This is a genomic window from Bacteroides ndongoniae (assembly GCF_900108345.1).
Lineage (GTDB): Bacteria > Bacteroidota > Bacteroidia > Bacteroidales > Bacteroidaceae > Bacteroides > Bacteroides ndongoniae.
The window spans coordinates 238,875-263,293 of sequence record NZ_FNVV01000014.1; the positions used below are offsets into that span (position 1 = coordinate 238,875).

At 44.2% G+C, this 24,419-nt stretch carries 18 protein-coding genes and 2 pseudogenes; 3 read left to right on the plus strand and 17 right to left on the minus strand.

Annotated features, from left to right (window positions below; all coding sequences use genetic code 11):
* Positions 1-35: 35 nt before the first annotated feature.
* Both BQ5591_RS11930 and BQ5591_RS11935 read right to left on the minus strand, forming a co-directional pair.
* The gene (locus BQ5591_RS11930; RefSeq protein WP_022161728.1) at positions 36-1,694 is read right to left on the minus strand and encodes a long-chain fatty acid--CoA ligase; all 1,659 of its coding nucleotides are present in this window, start codon (positions 1,692-1,694) and stop codon (positions 36-38) included.
* Positions 1,695-2,006: 312 nt separating this feature from the next.
* A complete protein-coding gene (locus BQ5591_RS11935; RefSeq protein WP_022161727.1) occupies positions 2,007-2,762 on the minus strand; it encodes a NigD1/NigD2 family lipoprotein in 756 nt (251 codons plus the stop codon).
* Positions 2,763-3,226: 464 nt separating this feature from the next.
* Between BQ5591_RS11935 and rhuM the strand changes: the two genes are divergently transcribed.
* The gene (gene rhuM / locus BQ5591_RS11940; RefSeq protein ID WP_071149550.1) at positions 3,227-4,231 is read left to right on the plus strand and encodes a virulence RhuM family protein/type II toxin-antitoxin system death-on-curing family toxin; all 1,005 of its coding nucleotides are present in this window, start codon (positions 3,227-3,229) and stop codon (positions 4,229-4,231) included.
* Between the two features lie 17 nt (positions 4,232-4,248).
* On the opposite strand, the gene BQ5591_RS11945 is transcribed toward rhuM, so the two are convergent.
* The 9 genes from BQ5591_RS11945 to nagA form a co-directional block, all read right to left on the minus strand.
* Positions 4,249-4,956, minus strand: a complete 708-nt coding sequence (locus BQ5591_RS11945) for a LytR/AlgR family response regulator transcription factor (RefSeq protein WP_022161724.1) — start codon at positions 4,954-4,956, stop codon at positions 4,249-4,251.
* A 12-nt stretch (positions 4,957-4,968) separates the two neighbouring features.
* A complete protein-coding gene (locus BQ5591_RS11950; RefSeq protein WP_022161723.1) occupies positions 4,969-6,036 on the minus strand; it encodes a sensor histidine kinase in 1,068 nt (355 codons plus the stop codon).
* Positions 6,037-6,065: 29 nt separating this feature from the next.
* Complete coding sequence (locus BQ5591_RS11955) at positions 6,066-7,283, minus strand: ABC transporter permease (protein WP_071149551.1); 1,218 nt, start codon at positions 7,281-7,283, stop codon at positions 6,066-6,068.
* Positions 7,284-7,340: 57 nt separating this feature from the next.
* Positions 7,341-8,090 carry an ABC transporter ATP-binding protein gene (locus tag BQ5591_RS11960; protein ID WP_022161721.1) on the minus strand — a complete coding sequence of 250 codons (750 nt, stop codon included), beginning with the start codon at positions 8,088-8,090 and terminating at the stop codon, positions 7,341-7,343.
* 18 nt (positions 8,091-8,108) lie between these two features.
* Entirely contained in the window at positions 8,109-9,341 is a 1,233-nt protein-coding gene (locus BQ5591_RS11965) for an efflux RND transporter periplasmic adaptor subunit (RefSeq protein ID WP_071149552.1), read from the minus strand.
* A 63-nt stretch (positions 9,342-9,404) separates the two neighbouring features.
* Entirely contained in the window at positions 9,405-10,808 is a 1,404-nt protein-coding gene (locus BQ5591_RS11970; RefSeq protein ID WP_071150696.1) for a TolC family protein, read from the minus strand.
* 440 nt (positions 10,809-11,248) lie between these two features.
* Positions 11,249-11,935, minus strand: coding sequence for a monofunctional biosynthetic peptidoglycan transglycosylase (gene mtgA / locus BQ5591_RS11975; RefSeq protein ID WP_071149553.1), 687 nt, complete (start codon positions 11,933-11,935; stop codon positions 11,249-11,251).
* Positions 11,932-12,606, minus strand: coding sequence for an OmpA family protein (locus BQ5591_RS11980; protein ID WP_022161717.1), 675 nt, complete (start codon positions 12,604-12,606; stop codon positions 11,932-11,934). The genes mtgA and BQ5591_RS11980 overlap by 4 nt, the downstream gene beginning before the upstream one ends.
* A 167-nt stretch (positions 12,607-12,773) precedes the next feature.
* On the minus strand, positions 12,774-13,928 hold the full coding sequence (gene nagA / locus BQ5591_RS11985; RefSeq protein ID WP_071149554.1) for an N-acetylglucosamine-6-phosphate deacetylase: 1,155 nt from the start codon (positions 13,926-13,928) through the stop codon (positions 12,774-12,776).
* Positions 13,929-14,578: 650 nt separating this feature from the next.
* On the opposite strand from nagA, the gene fic reads away from it, so the two are divergent.
* Complete coding sequence (fic, locus tag BQ5591_RS11990) at positions 14,579-15,139, plus strand: protein adenylyltransferase Fic (protein WP_071149555.1); 561 nt, start codon at positions 14,579-14,581, stop codon at positions 15,137-15,139.
* A gap of 328 nt (positions 15,140-15,467) precedes the next feature.
* Positions 15,468-15,698 carry a hypothetical protein gene (locus BQ5591_RS11995; RefSeq protein ID WP_071149556.1) on the plus strand — a complete coding sequence of 77 codons (231 nt, stop codon included), beginning with the start codon at positions 15,468-15,470 and terminating at the stop codon, positions 15,696-15,698.
* A gap of 7 nt (positions 15,699-15,705) precedes the next feature.
* Here the strand turns inward: BQ5591_RS11995 and BQ5591_RS12000 are convergent, their stop codons facing one another.
* The 6 genes and pseudogenes from BQ5591_RS12000 to BQ5591_RS21190 all read right to left on the minus strand — a co-directional run.
* A complete protein-coding gene (locus BQ5591_RS12000) occupies positions 15,706-19,440 on the minus strand; it encodes a type I restriction endonuclease subunit R (RefSeq protein ID WP_071149557.1) in 3,735 nt (1,244 codons plus the stop codon).
* Between the two features lie 14 nt (positions 19,441-19,454).
* Positions 19,455-20,534, minus strand: a complete 1,080-nt coding sequence (locus tag BQ5591_RS12005) for a Fic family protein (protein ID WP_071149558.1) — start codon at positions 20,532-20,534, stop codon at positions 19,455-19,457.
* 3 nt (positions 20,535-20,537) lie between these two features.
* Positions 20,538-21,788, minus strand: coding sequence for a restriction endonuclease subunit S (locus BQ5591_RS12010; protein ID WP_159434472.1), 1,251 nt, complete (start codon positions 21,786-21,788; stop codon positions 20,538-20,540).
* 5 nt (positions 21,789-21,793) lie between these two features.
* Positions 21,794-21,871 (minus strand): annotated as a pseudogene (locus tag BQ5591_RS22205) (cell filamentation protein Fic); the annotation flags it as partial.
* A 206-nt stretch (positions 21,872-22,077) separates the two neighbouring features.
* Positions 22,078-24,081, minus strand: a complete 2,004-nt coding sequence (locus BQ5591_RS12020; protein ID WP_071149561.1) for a type I restriction-modification system subunit M — start codon at positions 24,079-24,081, stop codon at positions 22,078-22,080.
* A gap of 114 nt (positions 24,082-24,195) precedes the next feature.
* Positions 24,196-24,333, minus strand: a pseudogene (locus BQ5591_RS21190) (IS4 family transposase); the annotation flags it as partial.
* Between the last annotated feature and the right edge of the window lie 86 nt (positions 24,334-24,419).

The window sequence follows — 24,419 nt, forward strand, 5'->3', positions numbered from 1 at the left end:
TGTATATCCGTCATTGGTGGATAGAAGGCAGTTTACTATCCTTTGGCTTCCTGATACAGGAAGCGTTTGATAGACTTTTTAGGTGTCTTTTCAAATTCTTCCGGATAGATTTTCATTTTGGCCACTTGGCTGTAGGCTGGAAGTTCGGCATTGAGGGCTACACGGTTTTCTTCCATCACCCGTTCGATGTCTTCATTCTTCAGTCCGTTGGCAAAAGCTTCTTCAAAATCAGGATAAACCAGTCCTACCAGTTTCTCGTTTTGCTGCACAATGATGCTTTCGGCCACGTAAGGCATGTTGTTCAGTTTATCTTCAATCTCTTCCGGATAAATGTTCTGTCCGCTTGGCCCTAACAGCATGTTCTTGCTACGTCCTTTGATGGTGATGTTTCCTTCTGCATCCATCAGAGCCAGGTCGCCGGTATGCAGCCATCCGTCTTTATCAAGTGTCTGTCTAGTAGCTTCTTCGTTTTTGTAATAGCCCAGCATCACATTAGGTCCCCGGCAGACAATTTCGCCAGGAATGTTTTCGGGGTCGGGCGACAGTATTTTTACCTCCATGCGTGGGGCTGCTTTTCCGCACGAACCGGTTTTGAATCGTGTCCAGTCTTCGTACGAGATAATCGGTCCGCATTCTGTCATTCCGTAGCCTACGGTATAAGGGAAGTCTATCATTTTAAGGAACTGTTCCACATCATGGTTGAAGGCCGCACCGCCGATAATGACTTCGCAGAAGTTGCCTCCAAAAGCCTTGATGACTTGTTCGCGTACGCTGGCTTTTATTTTGTCATTGATGATGGGGACTTTCAGCAACAGTTTCATCGTTGGAGTCTCCAGCTTGGGAAGCACGTTTTTCTTAATGATCTTTTCGATGATAAGAGGGACGGCGACAACCAGATTGGGCTTGACGTCGGCGAATGCCTGGAAGATGATTTTCGGACTTGGCATTCGTGTCAGGAAGTATATGTGGCATCCTGCAGCCACTTCGTACAGGAATTCAAAAGCCAAACCGTACATGTGTGCCATAGGAAGCATGGATACTAACTTGTCGCCGGCTTTTAGCGGTAATACCTCGAAGGCAAAGCGGGTATTCGACCATAAGCTTCGGTAGGGCAGCATGACTCCTTTTGAATAACTGGTAGTTCCCGAAGTATAATTGAGTACGGCTAATTCGTCGGGCTGGTCTACATGGTAGGCAACGTGTTCCTTACGGAAGTTTTTTGGGAATTTCTTACCGAACATTTCGTTCAGATGCTCGCGTGCGTACGTAACCCGTTCGTTTCGCGAAACCAGTAGTGTAAAATCGGTCATCATGAAGATGCCTTCCAGCAACGGCATGGCAGCCTCGTTGAGGGCTTCCCAAACCACATCGCCGACAAATAGAAGTTTGGCTTCGGAGTGGTTTACGATGTTGTGTATGTTGTCTGCCTTAAATTCATGTAAGATGGGTACGATGACCGCTCCATAGGTCAGGGTTGCGAGGAAAGTTACTCCCCAGTGCGAACTGTTTCGTCCGCAGACCGCTATTTTGTCTCCTTTCTGTATGCCGCTGGCTTCGAATATGATGTGTAGCTTTTCTATTTTGCGGGCTAAGTCTTTGTACTGCAGGGTAGCGCCTTTGTAGTCTGTCAGTGCGTCCAAATCCCAGTTCTGTTTGATGCTGTTCTCTATGTATGCGATAAAACTTTTTTCCATAATTATTGCACATTTATATCTAATTTGTGCAAATATAAGGGTTTATCTATAGAATGCAAACTTTTTAGCGAAAGAATACACTGGAAAGAGTACGTTCAACATCGGGAGGGAGTAAACTGATTTAAGAAAATGAAGGTGTGTCAAACTAAGGAACTGCTTTCCTTTAGGCACGGATTACAGGGAGTTTGCGGATTATGATTCTTATTTCTCTGAGTTTTTCCGCTTAATTCCGTATCTGAAAAGAACAAAATGTCAGTCACTTTAAGTTTTGACACACCTTCAATAAGTCAGGAATTGTCTTTTTTTAATAAATTATTGCAATTGCAAAACGCTTCTTTGGGTTGCGATTTCGTCCGATTCGGGTGTGGTAGCTTTGCGGGTGCAATAGTCAAACTCGGCACTCTTATCGCCGCTGAACGATTTCCATTTCAACTTCAGCTTGACGGTTTTGCCTTCCGTGTCGGGCAGTTCGTCCAGCTTGAAAGCTACCAGTCCGTCGCCAGGTTCTCCGTAGACGTCTCCGTAAGCGTTGTGACGGAATTCCACTTCGTACGGATTTTCAGGATTTTGCGACAAGAGCAGATTTACGAAATGTCTTTCGCCATATCCTCCCCAAAGTGTTCTGAAGCGAAGTGTCAGGTACCCGTCTTCGGCGATAGTCACCCAGTCGTTAACGATTTCGACAGGGTCGGTACCGTAAACCTTATCATTTTCCTCACCCAAGTCCGGGGCAATCGGTTTGGTCAGAATACTGTCTATCCAATTGATGTGGATGGCCTGATCGAATTCTCCGCTCGGCTCGTCTACCGGAGTGTAATTTACCAGTGCTCTGACCTCCTTTTCTCCGAATGGTGAAGTCTTGACGTTGCACGGAAGCAAGGTCGTGCTGTCGTCCAACTGAAGAAACAGCAGATTGTCAGACGCGTGTTTTACGGTAACCAGGGCATTGGGGAGTGAGTATCTGTAACAATTGTTGTCATCATCGTCCAGACACGACTGAAGGGTAAAAGCTCCTGCCAGAATAGCTGTGGCAGCAAACAGATGCTTGATGCTAAAAGATCTTTTCATAGTTTGTATTTCTTTCTATTAAAATTAGTATTGATAAAATCATTTCTCTGTAGATAGAAATACCAAAATCCCGGAATACTGCATCTACTGGGTAGTTAATTAATGATAAAGTGCCGGATGCCTGTTTTTCTTGGGCAAACTTCTTGTTAAAGTCTGGGCAAGCGTTGGGAGAGGGTAGTGGAAGAGCTTTCAGACGTCTACAGTTATTGCTGGAGATATGCGCAGTTAGGCATTAAAACTGCATTAACTGTTGCAGTGTTGCTGCATTGACTGTTGCAGTAGTATTGCATTAACTGATGCAGTAACCTTGGGTTAACTGTTGTATTAGTCTTGCCTTAACTGTAGACTTTTGCGCATTATAAAAGACGTGATAAACATTTCATACTCAACTTTAGTTTCCTTAAATTTATTTGTTACTTTTGCAAGTATCATCATTTTGTTAAATCTGTTTAGAGGGTTGAGTTATGGAATTGAATGACAAAATAGTAATTTATCGTACCCCAGATGGGCAGACAACCGTGGATGTCAGGATGGATGGGGATACGGTGTGGCTTTCACAGGCACAGATGGCAGAGCTGTTTCAAAAAGACAGGACTGTCATCGGACGGCATATTAACAACATATATAAGGAACATGAATTGGAGCGTGAGGCCACATGTGCAAATTTTGCACATACCAAGAATTATGGTCGTAGAGAAGGATTTACGCAAACCAAGAATATTGTATTATATAATTTGGATGTCATCATCTCCGTAGGCTATCGGGTAAAAAGCCAACGCGGTACGCAATTCCGTATTTGGGCCAATAGAGTGCTGAAAGAATATCTGGTGAAAGGCTATGCCATCAACAAATCTTTGACCGAACAGCGTTATACTGAATTGAAACAATTGGTAACGGTCTTGGGCCGTACAGTCAAGGCACAGGAAACATTGACTTCCGATGATGCGCTCAATCTGGTGGAGGTCGTTTCTGATTACGCTTATGCTCTCGATACGTTGGACCGGTACGATTATCAGCAACTGGCGGTAGAGCAGACCACCAACGAAGCTAGGTTTCATGCTACTTACGAAGGAGCCATGCAGGCCATAACAGAACTGAAAGAAAAATTCGGTGGAAGCCAGTGGTTCGCCCACGAGAAGGATGATTCTTTTAAAAGTTCCATCGGGCAAATATATCAGACTTTTGGCGGGCAAGATCTTTATCCTTCTGTAGAGGAAAAAGCCGCCATGCTGCTTTACCTTGTGACGAAAAACCATTCATTCAGCGATGGAAACAAACGCATTGCGGCCACCCTCTTTCTGTGGTTTATGGCCGGCAATGGCATTCTTTATAATCCGGATGGGAGCAAACGCATTGCCGACAACACCCTTGTGGCTCTTACACTGATGATAGCCGAGAGCCGTACGGAGGAAAAGGATATCATGGTGAAAGTAGTGGTCAACCTGATTAACAAGAACAATTATGAGTAAGACGGGGGGCCATTCTTTTATGTCAACGTCCGCTTGTCCAAAAACTCTTGGAAGGTTTGTTTGTAGCTGTCGCTGACAGGAATGTAGTTTTTGCCAAAAACAATGCGTCCGCGGTCGATGATGCGGATTTTGTCTTTCTGAACAATATACGAGCGGTGTACCCGCATGAATCGGGAAGCCGGAAGCATTTCTTCCATCGCTTTCATGCTCATTAGCGAGAGGATGGGTTTGGAATTGCCTTCTTCGTAGATTTTGATGTAGTCTTTCAGTCCTTCAACATAAAGAATGTTTTTCAGTTCAATTTGCACCAGCTTATACTCACTCTTGACGAAGATGCTGTCAATCTCTTCTTTGGGCTGTTGCAGAAGTTCGAACCATTGTACGGCCTTGTTGGCAGCCTGAAGGAAATCGACATACGAAATGGGTTTCAACAAATAATCCAAGGCATTGACTTTATATCCGTCGATGGCATACTGGCCAAAAGCTGTAGTGAAGACAATACGGGTATGTGAATTGACCATTTTGGAGAATTCCAAACCGTTTAATTCGGGCATTTGGATGTCCAGAAACAGCAGGTCTATCTGTTTGCCCGGCAATTCTTTCATGGCTTGCACAGCGCTGGAATACTTGCCCGCCAATGTAAGAAACGGGGTTTTATTGACGTAGCTCTCCAAAAGGTTAAGAGCTAACGGTTCATCATCTACTATTGCACAGTTCAGAGTCATAGTCTTTGGTTATTATATGTTGATTACAAGAACAGATCTGTATTCGGTATTGTCTTCACTGACTCCGTGTTCCCAGTTGTAACGGCCCGGATAAGTGAGTTCCAGTCTTTTTCGCACCTGTTCCAGTCCGATGCCGCTTCCGCTTTTGTCCGCTTCGTTTTTAGGATGGTAGCTGTTGTAGATTTCGCAGCGTACTTCCTGTTCGCTTTCGGAGAAATGAATGCGTATATAACTAGGCTCGGTAGGTGAGATGCCATGCTTGAAAGCATTTTCTATTAAAGAAATAAATATCAATGGGGCAATCTCTGTCCGGCTGTCGGGTCGGACAGAGATTGCAGTTTCTACTGTTACATTGGAAGACAGCCGTATACGCATCAGTTCGATATAATTGCGTATGAAGTCCATTTCCTTTCCCAGGGGAACAAAATTCTGCTGGTTGTCATATAGCACATGACGCAGCAAACGGCTTAATTCCTGTACGGCAGCCTGTGCCTTGTCTGTATCAAAAGCTATCAGTGCATAAATGTTGTTGAGCGTGTTGAGCAGAAAATGCGGATTTAGCTGATTGCGCAGATTCTTCAACTCGGCTTCCGTACGGCTCTTTTCAGCTTCGCGTCGGGCTGCTTCGATCTGTCCCCACCGTCCGCTTAACCGGATGGCTGTACTCAGTCCGACTGTCAGGATCATGGAGAAGATATCCCGAAGGAAGAATATCCAGCGGGGGGGAGCCATTGGCTTGTCCTGGTCATGTTCCTTCCTTGGAAACCGTACCGATATATAGTCTTGCCAGAAATGTACTCCAATCGCAGTACACAGTATCAGCAATATATTCAGAATGAAATATTCTTTCGTCCGTCCTTTAAATAAATAATGGGGGATGAGGATAAAATAGTTCACGTAGAATACGATCAAAAAGGTGACCGGTACTATACCTCCGTGGTGCAGGTAGTCTTGCCAGCTGATTGTAAATCCGCTACGTGTCATCATGATGAACGGAAAGGCAAATACGATTCCCCAGCCAATGATGTGTATCATGGCTTCGATGATGTGGTAGCGGGAGGAAGCTTCTAACTGTTTCATGGTGTTGCAAAGATAGCAAAATATTTGAATTATTCGTATCGGATGGCTTCAATAGGATCCAGGTCGGCTGCTTTTTTGGCAGGATACCATCCAAAGAATACACCTGTAATGGTACATACTGCAAACGAAAGGAGCACGCTCCACGTCTGGATATATATGGGCCAATGGGCTACGTTTTTCACAATGAATGAAGCTCCGCATCCTATAATGACCCCGATGATTCCTCCGGTAATGCTGATCAGTATGGCTTCGATCAGAAACTGACTTAAGATATCAATTCCCCGTGCGCCGACAGACATACGCAAGCCGATTTCGCGTGTACGTTCCGTAACCGATACATACATGATGTTCATAATACCGATGCCGCCTACTACCAGTGAGATTCCGGCAATACATGCCAGCAGTGTGGTCATCAGGTCGGTGGTAGAGTTGAGCATGCTGCTCAGCTCCTGTTGGGAACGGATGGTGAAATCGTCGTCGTCGCTTTCTTTCAGCTTATGGTTACGGCGCAGGATTTCAGTGATTTCTTCGCTCGCATTGTCGGTCATGTCCTCGGTCAAGGCCGAAGCAAAGATTCCCTCCAGATAAGTTTGTGCCAGCAGACGTTTCATAACGGTGGTGTAGGGAGCCAGCACTACATCATCCTGGTCCATACCCATTGAGTTGTATCCTTTCGATTTCAGTACGCCTACTACTCGGAAAGGCACCTGATTGAAGCGGATGATTCTGCCTATAGGGTCTTCGTTAGGGAAGAGGTTGTCGGCTATGGTTTTACCAATGACGCACACCTTGGCAGAAGTCTGTATGTCGCTTTCTGTGAACATTTCGCCGCTTTCGATGTTGAGCTGGCGAATTTCGAGATAGTCGATACCTACACCGCTTACCGAAGACGGGTAGTTATTATTGCCGGCGATAAGTTGGCCGGATGACGATACGTTGGGACTGATGGCCGAGATGTAGTTGGTCTCGTTGCGCAACGATTCGTAATCGGTCAGCTTCAGGGTCTGCATCGAACTGGGATCCTGACGTACACCGCCACGCATATCTGCGCCCGGATGTATCATAATCATGTTCGATCCCATTTCCGAGATTTGTTTCTGTATACTCTTTTTCGAGCCTTGTCCGATAGCAAGCATGGTGATGACCGAAGCTACACCAATGATGATACCCAACATGGTCAGGAAGGCACGCAGCTTGTTGTTGGCCAGTGCGCGAAGAGCTATTTTAAATAGATTAGTACCATTCATTGCATTGTTGTTTTTATGAATTGTTCGGATTCGGAAGGGTGATTTTCTTATGTACAATTAGTCATCCTCTTCCTGTTTGGGAAGCGCTGCCAGTGCTTCTGCCGCATCCAGGATATGGTCATTCAGCCGATCTTCTTTCACCTGTCCGTCGCGAAGCACAATGTTGCGGCTACTGTATTGGGCTATTTCGGGATTGTGGGTCACAAAAATGATTGTACGCCCTTCGGCATGCAGTTTTTGAAACAATACCAGAATCTCGAACGAGGTTCGTGTATCCAGGTTTCCGGTTGCTTCGTCGGCCAGAATAACTGCCGGATTGTTTACCAATGCACGGGCGATGGCCACACGTTGCATCTGTCCGCCCGACATCTGGTTCGATTTATGCTCCAGACGGTCGCCCAGGCCTACGGCTTTGAGCGCTTCGATTGCCCTTCTTCTCCGTTCTGCGGCCGATACGGCAGAGTTGTACATCAGTGGCAGTTCGACATTCTCTACCGATGTCGTTTTGGGAAGCAGGTTGTAGTTCTGAAATACAAAGCCGATTTTCCGGTTGCGCAGTATGGCACGCTGAGGCTTCGACATGGTACGTACGGAGATACCGTCCAGCAGATATTCTCCGCTGGTGGGGGTATCAAGGCATCCTAATGTGTTCAGCAGGGTCGATTTTCCCGAACCGGATGTTCCCATGATGGTAACGAATTCTCCTTCGGTGATCGTGAACGAGACGCCACGCAATGCGTGGACAGTCTCGTCTCCTACCTGGAAGTTCCGTTTGATATTTTTAAGTTCGATAACGACTTTACTCATGATGATTGCATTGATGGATTATTTGTTTTTCTTCTTGTCATTTCCCGGAGGGCCTGGCATAAACGGACTTTTCTCACTGCTGCCGTTTTTGCTCATGTCAGAAGGAACATTGTTTCCGTTTGGATTGCCTATGGTTGCTTCGGTAACGATGGTGGTACCTTCGCTGATACCACTGGTTATTTCAGTATAGATGCCGTTTGAGATACCTACTTCTACCGGATGTGCGGTAAATGTATTTCCTTCACGGGTCCATACTTTGTGTTCTGCGTTGCAGTCGTTGACAATATCTTCTTCGCTGATAAGCGGTGCTTCCGGTGTAAAGCGCAGAGCACGTGAGGGTACGCAGAGTACGTCTTTTCTGTCCAGCGTGTATATGGTGACATTGGCAGTCAGTCTTGGTTTGAGCTTCAGGTCCGGATTCGGTGCCGAAATGACAACCTCGTATGTCACAACCGTGCTGGAGGAAGTAGTGCTGGTCGAGCTTGAAGAGCTGTCGTCTCCCAGACGGATCTGAGTTACTTTTCCTTCGAAAACGTCATTCGGATAAGCATCAACTGTAAACGTTACCCGTTGGCCTTCCTCTACACCGCCTATGTCAGCTTCGTCTACATCGGCCACTACCTGCATCTGGGTCAGGTCGGCGGCAATCGTAAACAGGGTAGGAGTCTCGAAGCCGGAAGCAACGGTCTGTCCTTCTTCTACGTCTTTGCTGATTACTACTCCGTCGATGGGCGAAGTGATGGTTGCGTATGCCAGGTTACGTTCGGCCTTGGCCAATGTCGCTTTACAGCTTTCGTAGGTGCTTTTGGCTTTCTCGTAGTTATAGAGCGAAAGTTCGTAATCGGTGTCGCTTATCAGTTGTTTCTCGTGCAAGCCTTTGTTGCGTTCGTAGTTCTTTTTCTGGTATTCGTATTCGGCTTTAGCTCCGTTATATGTAGCTTTCTGCGATTCAACTTCTGTCAGCAGAGTCACACGGTCCATTTCGGCTATGAGCTCTCCTTTGGTTACTACGGAATTGTAGTCGACATAAATCTTGTCGATAATTCCACTGACTTGGGTTCCGACTTCTACTTCGGTCACCGGTTCAATGGTTCCGGTAGCCGTTACCGATTCGGAGATTTCACCTTTGCTTACTGTGGCTGTGGCATAAGTCACCTTACGCTTGGTCGACGAACTTCCCAGCAGCCAGGTTCCTATGGCAGCTATCACAACGATAACTGCGATGAGAAGGATGATTTTTTTCTTGTTCATATATTGTGATTTTAAATATTATAGATGTTAGTCCGGATAAAAATCCTGTTTCTCTTCTGTTGGTCAGATTGAAATCTGCTCTCCCTGATAGAATTTTAATAACTGCGTATTGAGGATGGCCATGTATTTGGCTTGCAGCATTTCCTGTTGGGCACTCAGCAGGTTGTTTTTCTCGGTCAGCAGTTCTACGGTATTTTTCATACCGAAATTGAACTGTTCCTGAACCAGGTTATAGCTTGTCTGGGTACTTTTCAGCTTTTCGACGGCTGCCACGTAGCGCTGCTGGGCACTGTTGGCTTCGAGCCACAGGCTTTCGATGGTTTTATAAAGATTCTTTTGTTCGTCAAGCAAGTCCAGTTCGCTGGTCTGTTTCTGGATTTTAGCCTTCTGTACAGCACTTTTTGTCTGGCGGTTGGTAAAAATAGGAATACTGATTGTCAATCCCAATGAGTTGTTCCAGTTCTGCTTTATCTGTTCGGAGAAGCTGAAGTCGTTGCCATTGGCATTGGTACTACCGATACCTGCACTTAAGCTTAAAGTGGGGATATAGCCTGCTTTAGCTATTTTGATGTCCAGGTCGGATGTTTCCACGTTCAGTCTGCCGGCTTCGATTTCCGGACGCAGTGCGAGGGCCGAACGGTATACATCGGCTTTGGCTGGCAGAGGCGTCAGTATGTTTTCGTCGCCGAGTGCCGGTATATAAAGGTTCATTTCCTCTTCACCGTCCAGTTCTAGCAGTTGTTTCAGTTGTAACTTATAATCTTGTAATGTGGCTTGTGCTGTGACGAGCTGATATTTGTCGGTGCTGACCTGTGCTTCTAATTGTGCTAAGTCGCTTTGTGCAATACTCCCTGCTTCGAACAGCGATTTACCGCGTTCGTACTGGGCTTTGCTCAGTTCCAGAGTCGACTCGTTGACTTTTACCGATTCGGCGGCGTACAGTATCTGTATGTAAATCTGAGTGATACTTTCTTCGATGGTGTTTTCGCTTTGCGCTACGTTCAAGTCGGCAATGCGGCTGTTCAGTTGTTGCTGTTTCAATGTGTTCAGCCGTTTGCTGCCGTTGTAGAGGGTCCAGTTCATATCAATGCCATAGCTTCCGTTGTACGATGTTTTGCTTTGGCTACTGGTAATGTTGTCTCCACTGATGATGGTACCGTTTTCACTGTTCGGGCGGTTTACAATACGCTGGCTGACACTGGCCGACAGGCTGGGGAAAAGTGAGGCTTTCGCAGTCTTGACATCTACTTCGCTACTTTCGGCACTCAGCTTGTTTCTACGGATTGTAATGTTTTGCTGAAGTGCATATTCTATGCACGTCCGCAAGTCCCACTGCTCAGGCAGAGTGCTGGACTGTTCCGTATCTGCCTGGACGGCTGTTTGTGCGATACTGTCATTTTGCGCTAAAAGTATTGCACTATTGGCCATACAGAGAGTAATTACCGTCAATTTTCTAACATTTTTCATATCGGATTCTTCTATTTGATGTTCTTTTGCGTAGACAAAAGTACGTCCGTTTCCGACGAACGACAAAAATGATAGATGTTTGCTCGGATTTTGCCGCCTAAAAAAAGGTTTTTCTCGATAGAGCCGTTTAGTATTTAGAATCTCTTCATGGGGGCTTTACGAAGATACTATTGGCGGGGTTGATATTCCGCTACTGGCAGAAGTCTGCGGTGGACTGGCGAGTGCCTTTGAATTTTATCTGAAGATGTAACCCTTATCATCCCTATGAGGGTGTGTCGAAACCAAAAGTAACTGACATCTTGTTATTTCTAGGCACCGATTACGCGGAAAAACGTAGAGAAAAAGAAGAATTATCATCATCCGCAAAATTTCGTGTAATCTGTGCCTAAAGGAGACGGTTCCTTAATTTGACACACTTTCAGATCCTATCAAAATGGAATTCATTCAGGCGGAAATTTAGGGACCAGTTTCATGAGCCTTAATATTTGTTTCTGCCTTTTCTGTATATAGGGTGAAGGGTGTGCCGAGTCGAAACGGATGGGGTTGGGCAGGGTAGCGGCGATAAGTGCGCATTGGCCGGCGCTTAGCTTTCGGGCGGTTGTCTTGAACTTCAGCTTGGCAGCCGCCTGGGCACCATAAATGTTGGGACCCATTTCGATGGAGTTCAGATAGACTTCCATGATCCGTTCTTTCGACCAGCATAGTTCGATAAGGCAGGTAAAGTAACATTCGAATCCTTTTCTGATCCATGACGACTGGGGCCAGAGGAAGACATTCTTGGCTGTCTGCTGGCTGATGGTGCTTGCACCGCGTTTCCGTTTGCGGGTCTTGTTCTCCTTGATAGCTTTTTCGATTTCGATGAAGTCGAAGCCGTTGTGCGAAGCAAAACGGTTATCCTCAGAAGCTATGACGGCCATGGGAAGGTGGGGCGATATTTCGTTTAGCGGCACCCACGTATGATGCCATTCCGGAGAATTTCCTTTAAAAATTTGCTGGGCACTGCGTATCACCATGAGAGGGGTGATGTATACCGGCATAAAACGATAAACCACTACCATGACGGTAGTGGTTATAAAGAAAAACAATATCAGGTTGCGGAGTATCCGCAAAGCTTTTTTCATTGTCATTGTTGGGCCTCTGCTTCTTTGATCATTTGCTCGCTGGCGTACATGTAGACTTCTACACGGCGGTTTTGCTCAGCCGAAAGGCTTTCATCGTACTCGTCGTAACCTACACCCTTCACTTGCTTGAACTGTGCCGGAGATACGCCGCAATCCTGCAGATAGTTCTCTACCGCATAGGCGCGGTCTTTGGATACTTTGATATTGGCCTCGTAGGTTCCTACTTTGTCGGTATGCCCGATGATGGCGATGTCGGTTGTCGTATCGTCTTTTAGAATTTGAGCCAGTTCACGCAATGATGCCTTCGACGTATTGCTTAATGCGGAAGAGTTGAAAGCGAACAGAATGCCCGAATCGAAAGAAACCTTTACGGCGGCCAGTCCGTTCGTATCAGTAACCTTTTCGACCTGTGCCCCTTCTATCTGGGCAGCTTCTGCGGCTTTTTTATCCATCTTTTTACCGATGATTACACCTGTTCCCGTACCAACGGCTGCTCCAACGGCAGCTCCAATGGCTGCACCTTTACCTTTACCGATCAGGCCGCCGATAATTGCTCCGGCTGCTGCTCCCGATCCGCCACCGATGATACCACCTTTGGTAGTATTGTTCATGGTGCCACAGCTTGCTAATAACAAGGCTCCGCTAAGTATGAATGCGGTTGTTTTCATCTGTTTCATGTTCTTTCTGTTTTAAGTTGATAAATATCTGCAGGAAAGCGTTTGCTACGCTTTTTGTGTACTTTTTGCCGTTCATAAAACTGCCGAACCGTTGAATAGGTTTGATTGATTAACTTTTTTTACGATTCTCTTTTCAGTCTTTGGAGGGCGTCAAGCTACATAACCTGTCAGATGTTTTGCAGTTTGCATATTCCATATTGCCATACGGCACGGACGTTTAAGTCTTTGTCCAAGATGACGATATCGGCATCTTTATCTTTCTGGAGCGAGCCTTTCCGGTCGTCCACTCCCATAATGCGGGCCGGAGTTTCGGCGGCCATCCGCAGAACGTCGCCCAGTGGAATGCCTGCTTTCACCATGGTGCGGACAAGGGTATCGCTGGTGGCGATACTGCCAGCCAGTGACGAGCGGTCGGCCAGCTTGCAGACTCCGTCTTCGATGATGATGCGCGGATCGTTTACAGGTTTTCCTTCATTGGCTGCCGACGAAAGGGCATCGGTGACAAGGCAGGTCCGTTCTACTCCCTTCAGCTTGTAGGCAAGGCGCAGGATGGTAGCGGGCAGATGAATGCCGTCAGCAATCAGTTCGATCGTCATGTCATCTGTCAGGTAGACGCTTTCTACCGTACCTTCGTATTTGTATTCACGACGCTTGTGGAAACCCGGCATGGCGTTGTAGAAGTGGGCCGCATGGGTAAAGCCGGCTTCATAGGCCGATTTTATTCCATCGTATTCGGCTTCGGTGTGCGACAGGGCTACCAAGATGCCTTTCTTTTTCAGATAGCGGGCAAAGTCGAGTGCGCCCGGCAGTTCGGGCGATGCATCCCAACGGCGGATGCAGTGTGAGTTTTCTATAAGCTCCTTGTATTCGTTTTCATCAACGGCTTTTACCATTCCGTTAAACTGTTCACCGGCCATGGTCGGATTGAGGTACGGTCCTTCGATGTGGAGACCCATAACCGGGCTTCCGGGCTCTTTCATCAGTTGTTCGCAGATTTCCGTAGCCTGATGCAGTTTGCTGAACGGTGAAGAAGACAGGGTAGGGAAGAAACTGGTTGCTCCGTGCTGAAGGTGTGCGTCGATGATGGTACGGAAAGCCTCTTCCGTACATTCGGTAAAGTCGTGTCCACCTCCGCCGTGGGCGTGCATGCAGACAAAACCAGGTACAATGTACATGCCTTTGGCGTCGATCATTTGGGCACCGATGATGGCGAGGTCGCAATTGGTTACTTCGAGGATTTTCCCGTCTCTTATCAGGACAGAGCCATCGTTCAGCCAGCCTTGTGGGGTAAATATACGTCCGTTGATAATTTGAGTAAGCATTGTTTTTACAGTTTTTTGTGAGCCGCTCCGGTTCTGTACACCACGTGTATAGTTCTGGAAACTGACTCGGTTGTTTTTTCAATAGAGCGTATCGGACGATAAGATAGCGTATAGCCATTGCTTATCGTGTAATACAGGTTTCCGACAAAGTTACGCAATTTAACTGATTGGAGGATGTGTTTTCCCTGAAAAAATTGCTATAAAAGTTTAAAATCTGAAGTCCGGCTGTTTGCCGCAGCTTTCCCCCGGTTTTTACTTAAGTTTTGGATTAGCATTTCTCCTGAGCTTGACACCCTGGCTCCTCAATATTATAACTTTTCCTCACGCGCGTGCAGGTGAAGCTTAACTTTTATTCACAATAGTGTTAAACCTCACCTACACGCGCGCGAAGAAAAAGTTGGTATTTTAAGATGTCAGGGTGTCAAGTGTAATGTTTTTTGCTTGGGAAAAGAAGGCTTTGGAAGCTTTTTCGTAAAGTGTCTCTTTACAGTGCTGAACAGAGATCGCAAAGATAGTATGGTAATTTTCTGTGTAAAGATACAAGGAAAATGAATTAGAATCAGAGAAGATTTCGTAACTTCGCAACGCCATTCTCTTCCCGGCTTATATCCGGTGAGTAAAAATGGGTGATATAACTTTTTACTTTCAGTATGAGAATAACCAAGCAACATGAGATAGACGAACAGAGCTTGCAAAAAGCTCAAAGCCTGTTTGAATCGGGTGATATTGATAAGATCGAAGTGGGTACTGTCAAAGGATTGAAGGACATTCATCAATATCTTTTTGATGGGCTTTACGATTTTGCCGGCAAAGTGCGTGGGCTGAATATAGCCAAAGGTGGGTTCCGTTTTGCCAACAGCATGTATCTGGAGGCTATTCTGCCTGTCATCGAAAAAATGCCCGAGACGACCTTCGAGGAAATCATTGCCAAGTATGTGGAGATGAACATTGCTCATCCGTTTATGGAAGGAAATGGGCGTGCCACCCGCATTTGGCTGGATATGATGTTGAAAAAGAACCTAGGGAAAGTGGTTGACTGGCAAAACGTGGACAAAGACCTGTATTTACAGGCCATGGAGCGGAGCCCTATAAACGATTTGGAATTGCGTGTATTGCTTCAGCCTGCCCTGACGGATAAAACGGAGGATAGGGAGATTATCTTTAAAGGCATTGAGCAATCGTATTACTATGAAGGATATAGTAAGAGTTAATAAGTTACATTTTCTAAACAACCAAATTATTTGTCAAGTGATAAATAATTTACAAAGCTTTAGAACTTTGCTTTGAAAATGGAAAGACTTCAATGATTACTTTTAAAGTGTCTCTTTAGGAGTCTAAAGTCCCTCTTTACGGTGCTAAAGAGGAACTTTGCAGGGGGTAAAGAGGGACTTTGTTGGTGGTGTGAATGGTGGGAATTGGATTGGTGGCTGTTTTCCGGTCGTTTTTGGTTGAATTATGCTTATCTTTGCTGACATAAGCCGCGTCTTATTCCTTTTTGTGGGTAAGACTATATTGCTGTTTTTTAACTACTTGTTATCCATGAATTTGGAAATTACCCAAGAGAATCTGTATTTGATACTGCCCTGCAAAGTCAGTCGTGTGACGCAAATCTATGCTCACGAGCACCACGTTACGATCATAGAAGCCATGCGCCGTTTCTATCGTTCGGAGACGTACAAGCTTCTGGCTGATGAATCCACCAAGTATTGGCACTATGGGCCGGTAGCTCTCTATCAGGAGTGGATGGAGGAGATGGGGTTGCAACAGTAACTCACATTCATTTGCCTATAGTAACATTCAGATTTTTCATATTCTGTGCAATAACCCAAAGATACATAGTAGAAACAATGTGGATTGCAGAATTGAGCTCTTTCATTGAAGCATCCGGAGCATTGTGTGATTCATTGTTTCTCCATTGCTTTACTAATTTCAGATAATCATAGAACTTATGATACCTTTCATCCGTATTGTTTTTCAGGCCTCTCAGACAGCTGAGTGAGAATATACAATTTATAAATGTAGGCATACTGTTCTCATCCTTGTCATTTACCATTTCCTTGCCGTTCAGCAAATAATATACTTTTTTCAGGAACACTTCATATTTTGTCACAATGGTGTTGAAATGCCTTCTTTTGTCAACCAGTTTCATTCCTTCCAGACAGTAAAGTCTGTTAAACGAATCAAGTAAAAGTTCATTAGCTCCATCGATAGAAGATGTAGTTTGAACTTTCAATACATCAATAAAGCACGATGCTGCAGAATTGAAGTCAGGAAGGAACTGCTTCAAGTCAGCAAACTCACATTCTACATCTAACAGCAATTTCTGCTTAAACAGTTCTGGTATAAACGGTATTTCATCTTCCTTTTTCTTAAAGTTTTCATACATCACCTTTGCCATCTGTGTCATGACATTACGGTAGAAATCACTGTTCTCAAACAGCTTGGCGAAAGAGTCCATTTGCTCCACATAGCAGCCTCTTGCCACTTCATCGAATATCTGGGGAAAGATACTTTCTTCAAACTGTTTTTCGTCCGTATTGTTCGCCTGTTTGGTCAGTTTCTTCTTAGCCGTCGTAACCATCTTGTCGTAGATGGATTCCACGATAACACGGTCTGCTTCGGAGAAGTCTCCCTGATACATAATGTTCACCTTATCAATGATACGGCTCAGCAAGTCCTCATTGTCGTTCTTCGGCTTCCCTGCTTTGGGATTCTCACCTTTGATCGGTTTATTGTCATCACCCAAACGGATGGAAACAGTTTCTCCTTCAGATATTTTGGAGTTCACCAGCATAATCTGTTTGTTCAAATCTATTCTTTCCTTGGCGTTCTTAGGCAAAAGTCTGTACAGATAGTCGGCATATACGTATGCTTTGTACAGTTCCTTATCGTATGTTCTTGCTATCTGTGCCATATAAGAGTAGAAACGGACAAAGTTCTTGATTTTCGACCTTACCTCGAACTGTTTCTCTTCGTCCAATGCCCCGTATCTGTCAATAGTACTCTTGAACGCATTCGACAAAGCTCCAAGGCGGTCTTTCTGCTTGCTGATATTTTGCAGCAAATCAAAGAATTTCTGTTCGTCACCCTCTGTCCAGAGCTGGAACATCTGTATGTCCTTTCTGAAAGTATATACATAGTTCACGTCCACAGGCTTTATCAGCTCTGTACCTTTATAGAACGGTTCGAACGATTTCTTAATATCCTCCGGCTTGTTGCAGAAGTCAAGTACGTATGTATCTTTCTTGTCCTTTTGCCATCTGTTCAGGCGCGAGAGTGTCTGCACAGCCTTTACGTCCTTCAGTTTCTTGTCAACGAACATGGTATGCAGCAAAGGTTCATCGAATCCCGTCTGATACTTGTCGGCTACAACCAGCATATTATACAAGTCCGAAGCGAAATACAAAGGCAGTTTGGCCTCCGAAATGTTCCGTGCGTCAATGGAGTTCAACTTCGTTTCTGTATATTCCACTCCCTCATACGATACCGTACCGGAGAAAGCCACCATAGGATTTACATCAGTGATATTGTTTTCCTGACAATACCTCTTGATCTCCAGGAAATAACGTACCGCATGAGCACGCGAGGAACATACCACCATAGCTTTTGCCTTTCCAAGCATGGCATTGAGTGTCACTTCCCTGAATTTCTCCACGATGATAGCCGTTTTCTGGGCTATCACATGCTGATGGTTATCATGGAAGGCCTTTATGGCTCGTGTGGCAGGAGTTTCCTCATACGAAGGATCAGACTCTATACGCTTTGCAATTTCGTAAGTAGTGTCATACGTGGTATAATATTTCAGTACGTCCTTGATGAATCCCTCCTCTATAGCCTGCAGCATCGAATAGTTATGATAAGCCACATATTTGTTGTCTTCCGGATTATCACCTTCCTCTGCCAGTTCACCGAAAGTCTGTAGAGTCTTTGGCTTTGGAGTTGCCGTAAATGCATAGAAGTACAGATTGCTGTGCTGTCCCTGAGCTAACAGATCCTCCATCAGGGCATCCTTCTTCTTTTCCAGTTCTTCTGCCTCAATCTCTTCTATTTCCGCATATTCGCGCAATGCCTCGTCTGTATCCGCAAGTGCAGCCTTCAGCTTCTCCGCACTCTTGCCTGACTGTGAAGAATGAGCCTCGTCCACTATTATGGCATATCTCTTGCCGCTGCGACTTGTCAGTTCCTTATAGATAACCGGAAAACGGTGTAGGGTAGTGATAACAATCCTTGTATTGTCGTCGTTAATGATTCTGGCCAGTTTCTCCGAGTTGTCAGCATCGGTAATGGTTTCTATCTGCCCGTCTATATGGTCGAATCCGAGGATTGTACTCTGCAGCTGCTTGTTCAGCACACGTCTGTCGGTGATGACAAACACACTGTTGAACATATTCTTCATCTCTGCATTCTGGAGTCCTGCAAGGCGATAAGTGAGCCATGCGATAGAGTTCGATTTTCCCGAACCTGCCGAGTGCTGGATAAGATAATTGTTCCCATGCGGCTTCTTCAAGACACGATATTTCGTCTTTTCGTCCGCAGCCATATCATATCTTGCTTCTTCTTTGCAACGGCTTTGCAAAACGTTTGCAAAATAAGTGTCGGCCACTAACTTTTCCACCACATCCAACTGATGATAACGAGGGAAGATTATCTTTACCGAAGTTTCCGTAACCTCTTTCTCCCTGCCATGCTTGTCTATTATAATCTTTAGCTTTTCTTCCTCCTGGCGCGAGATATAACGCTGAAGAATGGAAAGCAGCATATCCCTGCGCAATACCTTTTCCCACAGATAGGCAGTTACATATCCGCCGTCCTCACGTTCCGGATTTCCAGCTCCTCCCACTTCACCTGCTCCGTTTGAGCCCTGATTGAAAGGAATAAAGAAAGTCTTTTCCTTTTTCAGTTCGGTAGTAAGAGCCACTTCATACAAGTCAACTCCGAAGTATGCCAATATACGGTTGTTGAAATGAAACAGCGGTTCTTTCGGGTCTCTGTCTGTGCGCCACTGACGTTTTGAGTCCTCCACATTCTGACCCGTAATCTGGTTTTTCAGTTCGAGTGCTACCACCGGAATACCGTTCAACGAAAGTACCATGTCGATGGTATTCTTATTCAGTTTGGAATAGGCAAACTGGCGAGTCACTGTGAGAATGTTCGCATCATAATTCGCCACAAGCTCATCGTTCAGCATTGAAGCCGGAGCAAAATAGCAGAACTTGATATTTATACCCACGTCGCTTATACCTTTGCGCAGAACATAAATCAGTCCGTAGCGTGACACATCGTCCTGAAACACGCGGTACAGTTGTTTCTCGGCCTTGTCGCCATACTTGGTCACATATCGTTTCCACTGCTTAGGCTGTGTCTTTTCTATGAAGGAGATAAGTACAGGCATGTCAATAGCCCTGTCCTTGTCGTATGTATCCTGATTGCCTTTTATATATCCACCCTCTGTGATAAGGTATCGTTCTATGTCGGCTTCAAAGTTCTTTTCCTTTAAGTCTGTGGTATTCATGGTTATATCTTTCTTTAATCTTTATCTACAATTTTTACGACCCAGCTTCCTTTATCACCTTTTCCGTTTATACGTTCCAGCAATCCTCTTTCTATGAGTGAAGGAGTCATACGTTTTACGGTTCTTTCCGATTTTCCAATATGTTCCGCTATGTCGGCTTGTGTAGCTTTTGGATTTTCTTTCAAGAAATTAAGTAATGCCATTTCATCCAGCGTACAGTTCAAAGTGCCATCCAAAGTGCCATTTTGGCTCTTTGACTCCTCTTCTTTGGCACTTTGAGAAAAGTTTATGTTCATTTCTCTATTGCTGAGGTTGTTCTCTTCCCCAAACAACATATTTCTCAGGAACATTTCCAGGTACTTTGTATTAGCAGAAACCCCCTTTATATAATTATTGTAGTTGGCACGTACCAGAGTATTTCTGAAATACCACGAATGTTTCTTGAATATATCATTGTCCACCTTAAATCCGAAAGTCTTCAGGTATTTCATAAGGAATACAGCTATGGTTCTGGTATTACCTTCTCCGAAAGCATGTATCTGCCAAATACCTGAAATAAATTTACCGATTCTCTGTAAAGCCTGTTCGGCATTCATTGCGGGATAATCAGTACTTTTTTCCTGTGCAAAATCGTATTCCAGAGTAGGGCGAATCATTTCATAATCCGAGTAGATAACCGTATCTCCATCGAGTACCCATTCTTTCTTTGTGATATTATAGTTGCGTATCTGCCCAGCATGCTTGTACAGACCTTCAAACAGGCGTTTATGAATATACAGGAGATAGTCCGGTGTAAACGAGAAAGTCTTTTCCGAAAGCAGTTCGGTGATACGTGCTGATACCTTGTCTGCTTCTTCCGTCCGTTCATCTTCTATTTCCTCACGTGATGATTTCGACTGATAATATGTATCAATCAGATGTTTCACTTCATCAATGGAAATGTCTCCCTCTATATGTTGCTGTGCCGTCTGAATAAGATACTCAGACGGTTTCAGTCCGTCCACATCCTGCAAGCCTATGGCGACTTGCCATGCGGCTGCTTTCTCTTTCTGGTCGGGTTCTCCCTGTCGGATATATTTGTCGAATTCAGTCATGGCTTATACTTTTCTTTTTCCGGTTACACACTCGAAAATCAATGATTTCTTGTAGTCTTTCAGCTTCTCTATCTTCTGTTGCTTGATGGAGATGAGTTCGTCTATCTCGAAGCATTTCTGGTCGAGGTAGGTGGCGATGGATTGTTGCTCGGAGAGAGGAGGAACAATAATAGGCATAACAGAATATTTGTCTGCACCAATATTTTGGATTGTTGATTGAATAAATATGCTGTTTTTCCAATTTTGATATACATTCGATAGTGTGTAATAAAATACAAAATTAGGTAGAAGCTCATTTTTATTGCATCTGGCTTTTATTAGATAGCCTGCGAAACAAGCAGCATAATCTTCTTTGTATAAGAAAGTCTTTCCAACTGTTGCACCACTTCTTGCAAATAACAAATCACCTTTAGTTAACATATATTCTTTAGCTTTTTCTAAAGGCAAAGATTTAAAAGTATCATCTCTTAAAGTTCCATCATCCTTTATATCAGTTATTCTTATATATCTTGGGTCATTATAATTACATTCTTCAGCTGGTTCATTTGCACCATATTGCATTGGCTCTGACAAAAACTTTTTAAACACAGTACATATCCAATGCTCCGGAATCTCCCCAATCCATTCAATACCGCTATCTTTTAGAGGAACATTTTTATCCAAACCTTTGGTTACAGCTTCGGTAATGACGGATTGCTTGTAGCTTTGTAGTTTGGTTATCATTTCCTCTTGCAAAGTTATCAGTTCGTCTATTTCGCTACATTTTTGGTCAAGGTAGGTGGCGATGGATTGTTGTTCAAAATCTAAAGGCATGAATACAGTGAATTCGGCTAACATTGGTAATCTTACTGAATCCACAGTGGATTTAGAGTTTGCACTTTCTATTACATGATAGAATAATGAACTTAAATAATAAAATAAATATATCCTATTTATATTTTTAAACTGATTAATACAATATACTCGTTGGTGACAAGCAAATTTATCATCAGCAAGATGAAAAACTTTTCCTGCTCCAACTCCATCACCTGCCATTAATATAGATGCACCTTCAAAAGTATATTTGTTACTTTTTTCTACTTTGGGGGAGCGCACAAAAAATGGATATTTCCCATCAGGAACACTGTCTTGTGTATCTTGGTTACCTGTATTAATATTACTTAGGCGCTTTAAACATATTTTTTCCCAATGCTCCGGAATCTCCCCAATCCAAACAATCCCACTATCTTTATATTTATCATATCTATTTTCCATACCCATCAATCTTCCTGTTCGTAATAATATGAGTAATCAATACCTTTCATAAAGGTTTCCCGGTCATTAATTTTGTCGGCAAGTGGGGTGTAGAAGTGCTCCACAAACCGTGCAGCTTTGGTATTAGGGAAACATGCCGCAAGAGAAAGGACTCCTGTGTTATCAAGGACATCTGTAAGTCTTTTCTTGCCGTCAGGCGCAGTTAGTTTCAACTGGTTAGTGACACTAACCACTTGTACTTCTCTGTCGTCAAAGAACCGGATGGATATTTTATTTATCTTAGTCATAATTATCCTAATATCTTAGACATCAGTTCCGATTCTTTTTCTTCCAACTTTTTCAGTTCGTCAAATATTTCTGAACTTGGTGTTAGCGGAGTGTATTTATAGAACTCGCGGGTGAGAGGTATCTCATAACCAATCTTGCTTTCGGATTCGTTGTACCAGAAATCGGGAGCATACGGACGAACATTCTTTTCCAGGTATTCCGTAATATCCTCTTTCCAAGGAATAATCTCGCTATCCTTCAGTTCAGGGTCGGGTGCAAATCCGCTTTCCTGGTCTATAGGTTTTATGTATGACTCCATCATATTTGGGTTACGCTTTCCGAAATAGTTTCTCAATAAGGCAACCTTTCCCTGAGGTACTTTGATTTTTGCCTTCTTCAGTTGGAGGAAGAAAGTTATGTCCGGGAATCCCACATGGTTAGGCATATTGTTTTCCCAATATGTAGCAACTTCTTTCAATAAAGTTCTGTCGGTTTCTTTATAGTTTTCAGCAGTGGCTGCGTCAAAATGAATGTCCTTATACTCTAAGCGCAAAGGACGGTTGATGGTGAGTTTCGTAAACTTGAAATCCTCTGCGTCTTTCACCTTGCTTTCCACTTTCAGTTCCGGGTTAAGCTCGGAAGTATATTCCCAATCAGTAAAATCGTGATAAGCCTGCATGATAAGTTTGCGGCAGACTGTGGTGATTTCCACACGCTTGTTACCGAGGGGCTTGCGCAGTTTCTCGAAACATTTGCTTGCGTCGATAAGCTGAACCTTTCCTGTACGTTCTTCCGATTTGTTTTTGCTCACTACCCATATATAGGTGGCGATACCTGTATTATAGAACAAGTCGTTAGGCAACTGCACGATTGCCTCCAGCCAGTCGTGTTCAAGCAGATAACCTCTGATTTCGCTTTCGCCGCTTCCTGCATCGCCTTTGAACAAAGGAGACCCATTTTGTATAATAGCCATACGTCCTTCTTCTTTCAGTTTTGCCACACCGTTGAGCATAAACAACATCTGTCCGTCTCCCTTTGCCGGCAGTCCCGGAGCAAAACGCCCTGCTTCGCCCATCTCGTTTTCGGCTTTCACACGTTTTTCTGATGCTTCCCAGTCGATACCGAAAGGCGGATTTGATATGATGTAATCGAACTGATAGCCTTTGAACTGGTCATCGCCCAGTGTATCGCCCAAGCGCATATTGTCGGCATTACCGCCTTTGATAAGCATATCGGCTTTGGCAATACCATACGTCTGCGGATTGAGTTCCTGACCGTAGCATGTGATTTCGGCTTCGGGGTCTATCTTGCGGAATCTCTCGTCAAGACAGGCAAGCATCTGGCTGGTTCCCATTGCCATATCGTATATAGATGCCACAATGCCTTCATCTTCCATTTTTTGTTCATCGTCTCCTACAAGTAGTTCGCTCATCAGATAGATGATGTCGCGTGCGGTAAAATGTGCTCCTGCCTGGTCGTTATATGATTCGGAAAACTTTCTGACTAATTCTTCAAAGATGTATCCCATATCTACAGCAGAAACTACATCCGCGCCAAGATAAGCCTTGGCAGAGCAGAACTCCTTGATAACTAGGTAGATACGGTTGTTATCATCCATCTTCTTGATTTCGTTGTAGAAGTCCATGCGGTTTATTATGTCAATCACATTCTCAGAGAAATGGTTGAGGTAATTCTCGAAGTTGTCTTTGATGTTATCAGCATCGGCAAGCAATATATCGAAAGTAAATTTGCTGGTATTGTAGAACTTCTGCTTGGCTGCAGTTTCAAGGAAACCTTTCTTTACGGCTATACCTTTTGCTTCAAGCTCTTCGTTCATCTTGATAACAGCGTCTTTTGTTGGTGCAAGGGTATCTTCAAAACGTTTTATTACACACATAGGCAGGATAACCTTTCCGTATTCGTGAGGTTTGTATAATCCTACTAATTTATCGGCAATGGCCCAGATTAGGTTTGCTTTTTCCTGTATATTTATAGAGGTCTGTCTCTGTAAGTCTTCTCCGCTCATATTTCTGTTTTTAATTACTTGTCAAAGATACAAATTTATTGTGCAGTAGAACTGCACTTGATTTATAAAAATTCAATATCATTAGTATCCAATAAAAATGGACGAGTTAAAAAATTAATCAAATAGTCCTTCAAAAAGGGGATAATCGAGTTCTTTGACATCGTTGAAATCAGTCTTATTGAACAGGTCACGTAAATTAGTTTTGTCCGTTAGAGAGATGCTTAGAATCTGCAAAACTTCATAAGTTGAGCGAATACGTATTTATCTTGGTTCATAAGCGGCATTCAATTTTGCGAAATAAGTAACGAACGTTGATCAACGAGTGGGCAAAATTCTTG

Excerpts from the sequence above, each read along its gene's own strand:
- BQ5591_RS11945 (WP_022161724.1), bottom strand. The coding sequence starts at position 4,956 with ATGACTCTGAACTGTGCAATAGTAGATGATGAACCGTTAGCTCTTAAC.
- BQ5591_RS11970 (WP_071150696.1), bottom strand. The coding sequence starts at position 10,808 with ATGAAAAATGTTAGAAAATTGACGGTAATTACTCTCTGTATGGCCAAT.
- BQ5591_RS12010 (WP_159434472.1), bottom strand. The coding sequence starts at position 21,788 with ATGGAAAATAGATATGATAAATATAAAGATAGTGGGATTGTTTGGATT.
- BQ5591_RS12000 (WP_071149557.1), bottom strand. The coding sequence starts at position 19,440 with ATGAATACCACAGACTTAAAGGAAAAGAACTTTGAAGCCGACATAGAA.
- BQ5591_RS12020 (WP_071149561.1), bottom strand. The coding sequence starts at position 24,081 with ATGAGCGGAGAAGACTTACAGAGACAGACCTCTATAAATATACAGGAA.
- fic (WP_071149555.1), top strand. The coding sequence starts at position 14,579 with ATGAGAATAACCAAGCAACATGAGATAGACGAACAGAGCTTGCAAAAA.
- BQ5591_RS11980 (WP_022161717.1), bottom strand. The coding sequence starts at position 12,606 with ATGAAACAGATGAAAACAACCGCATTCATACTTAGCGGAGCCTTGTTA.
- BQ5591_RS11950 (WP_022161723.1), bottom strand. The coding sequence starts at position 6,036 with ATGAAACAGTTAGAAGCTTCCTCCCGCTACCACATCATCGAAGCCATG.
- BQ5591_RS12005 (WP_071149558.1), bottom strand. The coding sequence starts at position 20,534 with ATGACTGAATTCGACAAATATATCCGACAGGGAGAACCCGACCAGAAA.
- BQ5591_RS11955 (WP_071149551.1), bottom strand. The coding sequence starts at position 7,283 with ATGAATGGTACTAATCTATTTAAAATAGCTCTTCGCGCACTGGCCAAC.
- BQ5591_RS11960 (WP_022161721.1), bottom strand. The coding sequence starts at position 8,090 with ATGAGTAAAGTCGTTATCGAACTTAAAAATATCAAACGGAACTTCCAG.
- BQ5591_RS11995 (WP_071149556.1), top strand. The coding sequence starts at position 15,468 with ATGAATTTGGAAATTACCCAAGAGAATCTGTATTTGATACTGCCCTGC.
- BQ5591_RS11930 (WP_022161728.1), bottom strand. The coding sequence starts at position 1,694 with ATGGAAAAAAGTTTTATCGCATACATAGAGAACAGCATCAAACAGAAC.
- BQ5591_RS11965 (WP_071149552.1), bottom strand. The coding sequence starts at position 9,341 with ATGAACAAGAAAAAAATCATCCTTCTCATCGCAGTTATCGTTGTGATA.
- rhuM (WP_071149550.1), top strand. The coding sequence starts at position 3,227 with ATGGAATTGAATGACAAAATAGTAATTTATCGTACCCCAGATGGGCAG.
- mtgA (WP_071149553.1), bottom strand. The coding sequence starts at position 11,935 with ATGACAATGAAAAAAGCTTTGCGGATACTCCGCAACCTGATATTGTTT.
- BQ5591_RS11935 (WP_022161727.1), bottom strand. The coding sequence starts at position 2,762 with ATGAAAAGATCTTTTAGCATCAAGCATCTGTTTGCTGCCACAGCTATT.
- nagA (WP_071149554.1), bottom strand. The coding sequence starts at position 13,928 with ATGCTTACTCAAATTATCAACGGACGTATATTTACCCCACAAGGCTGG.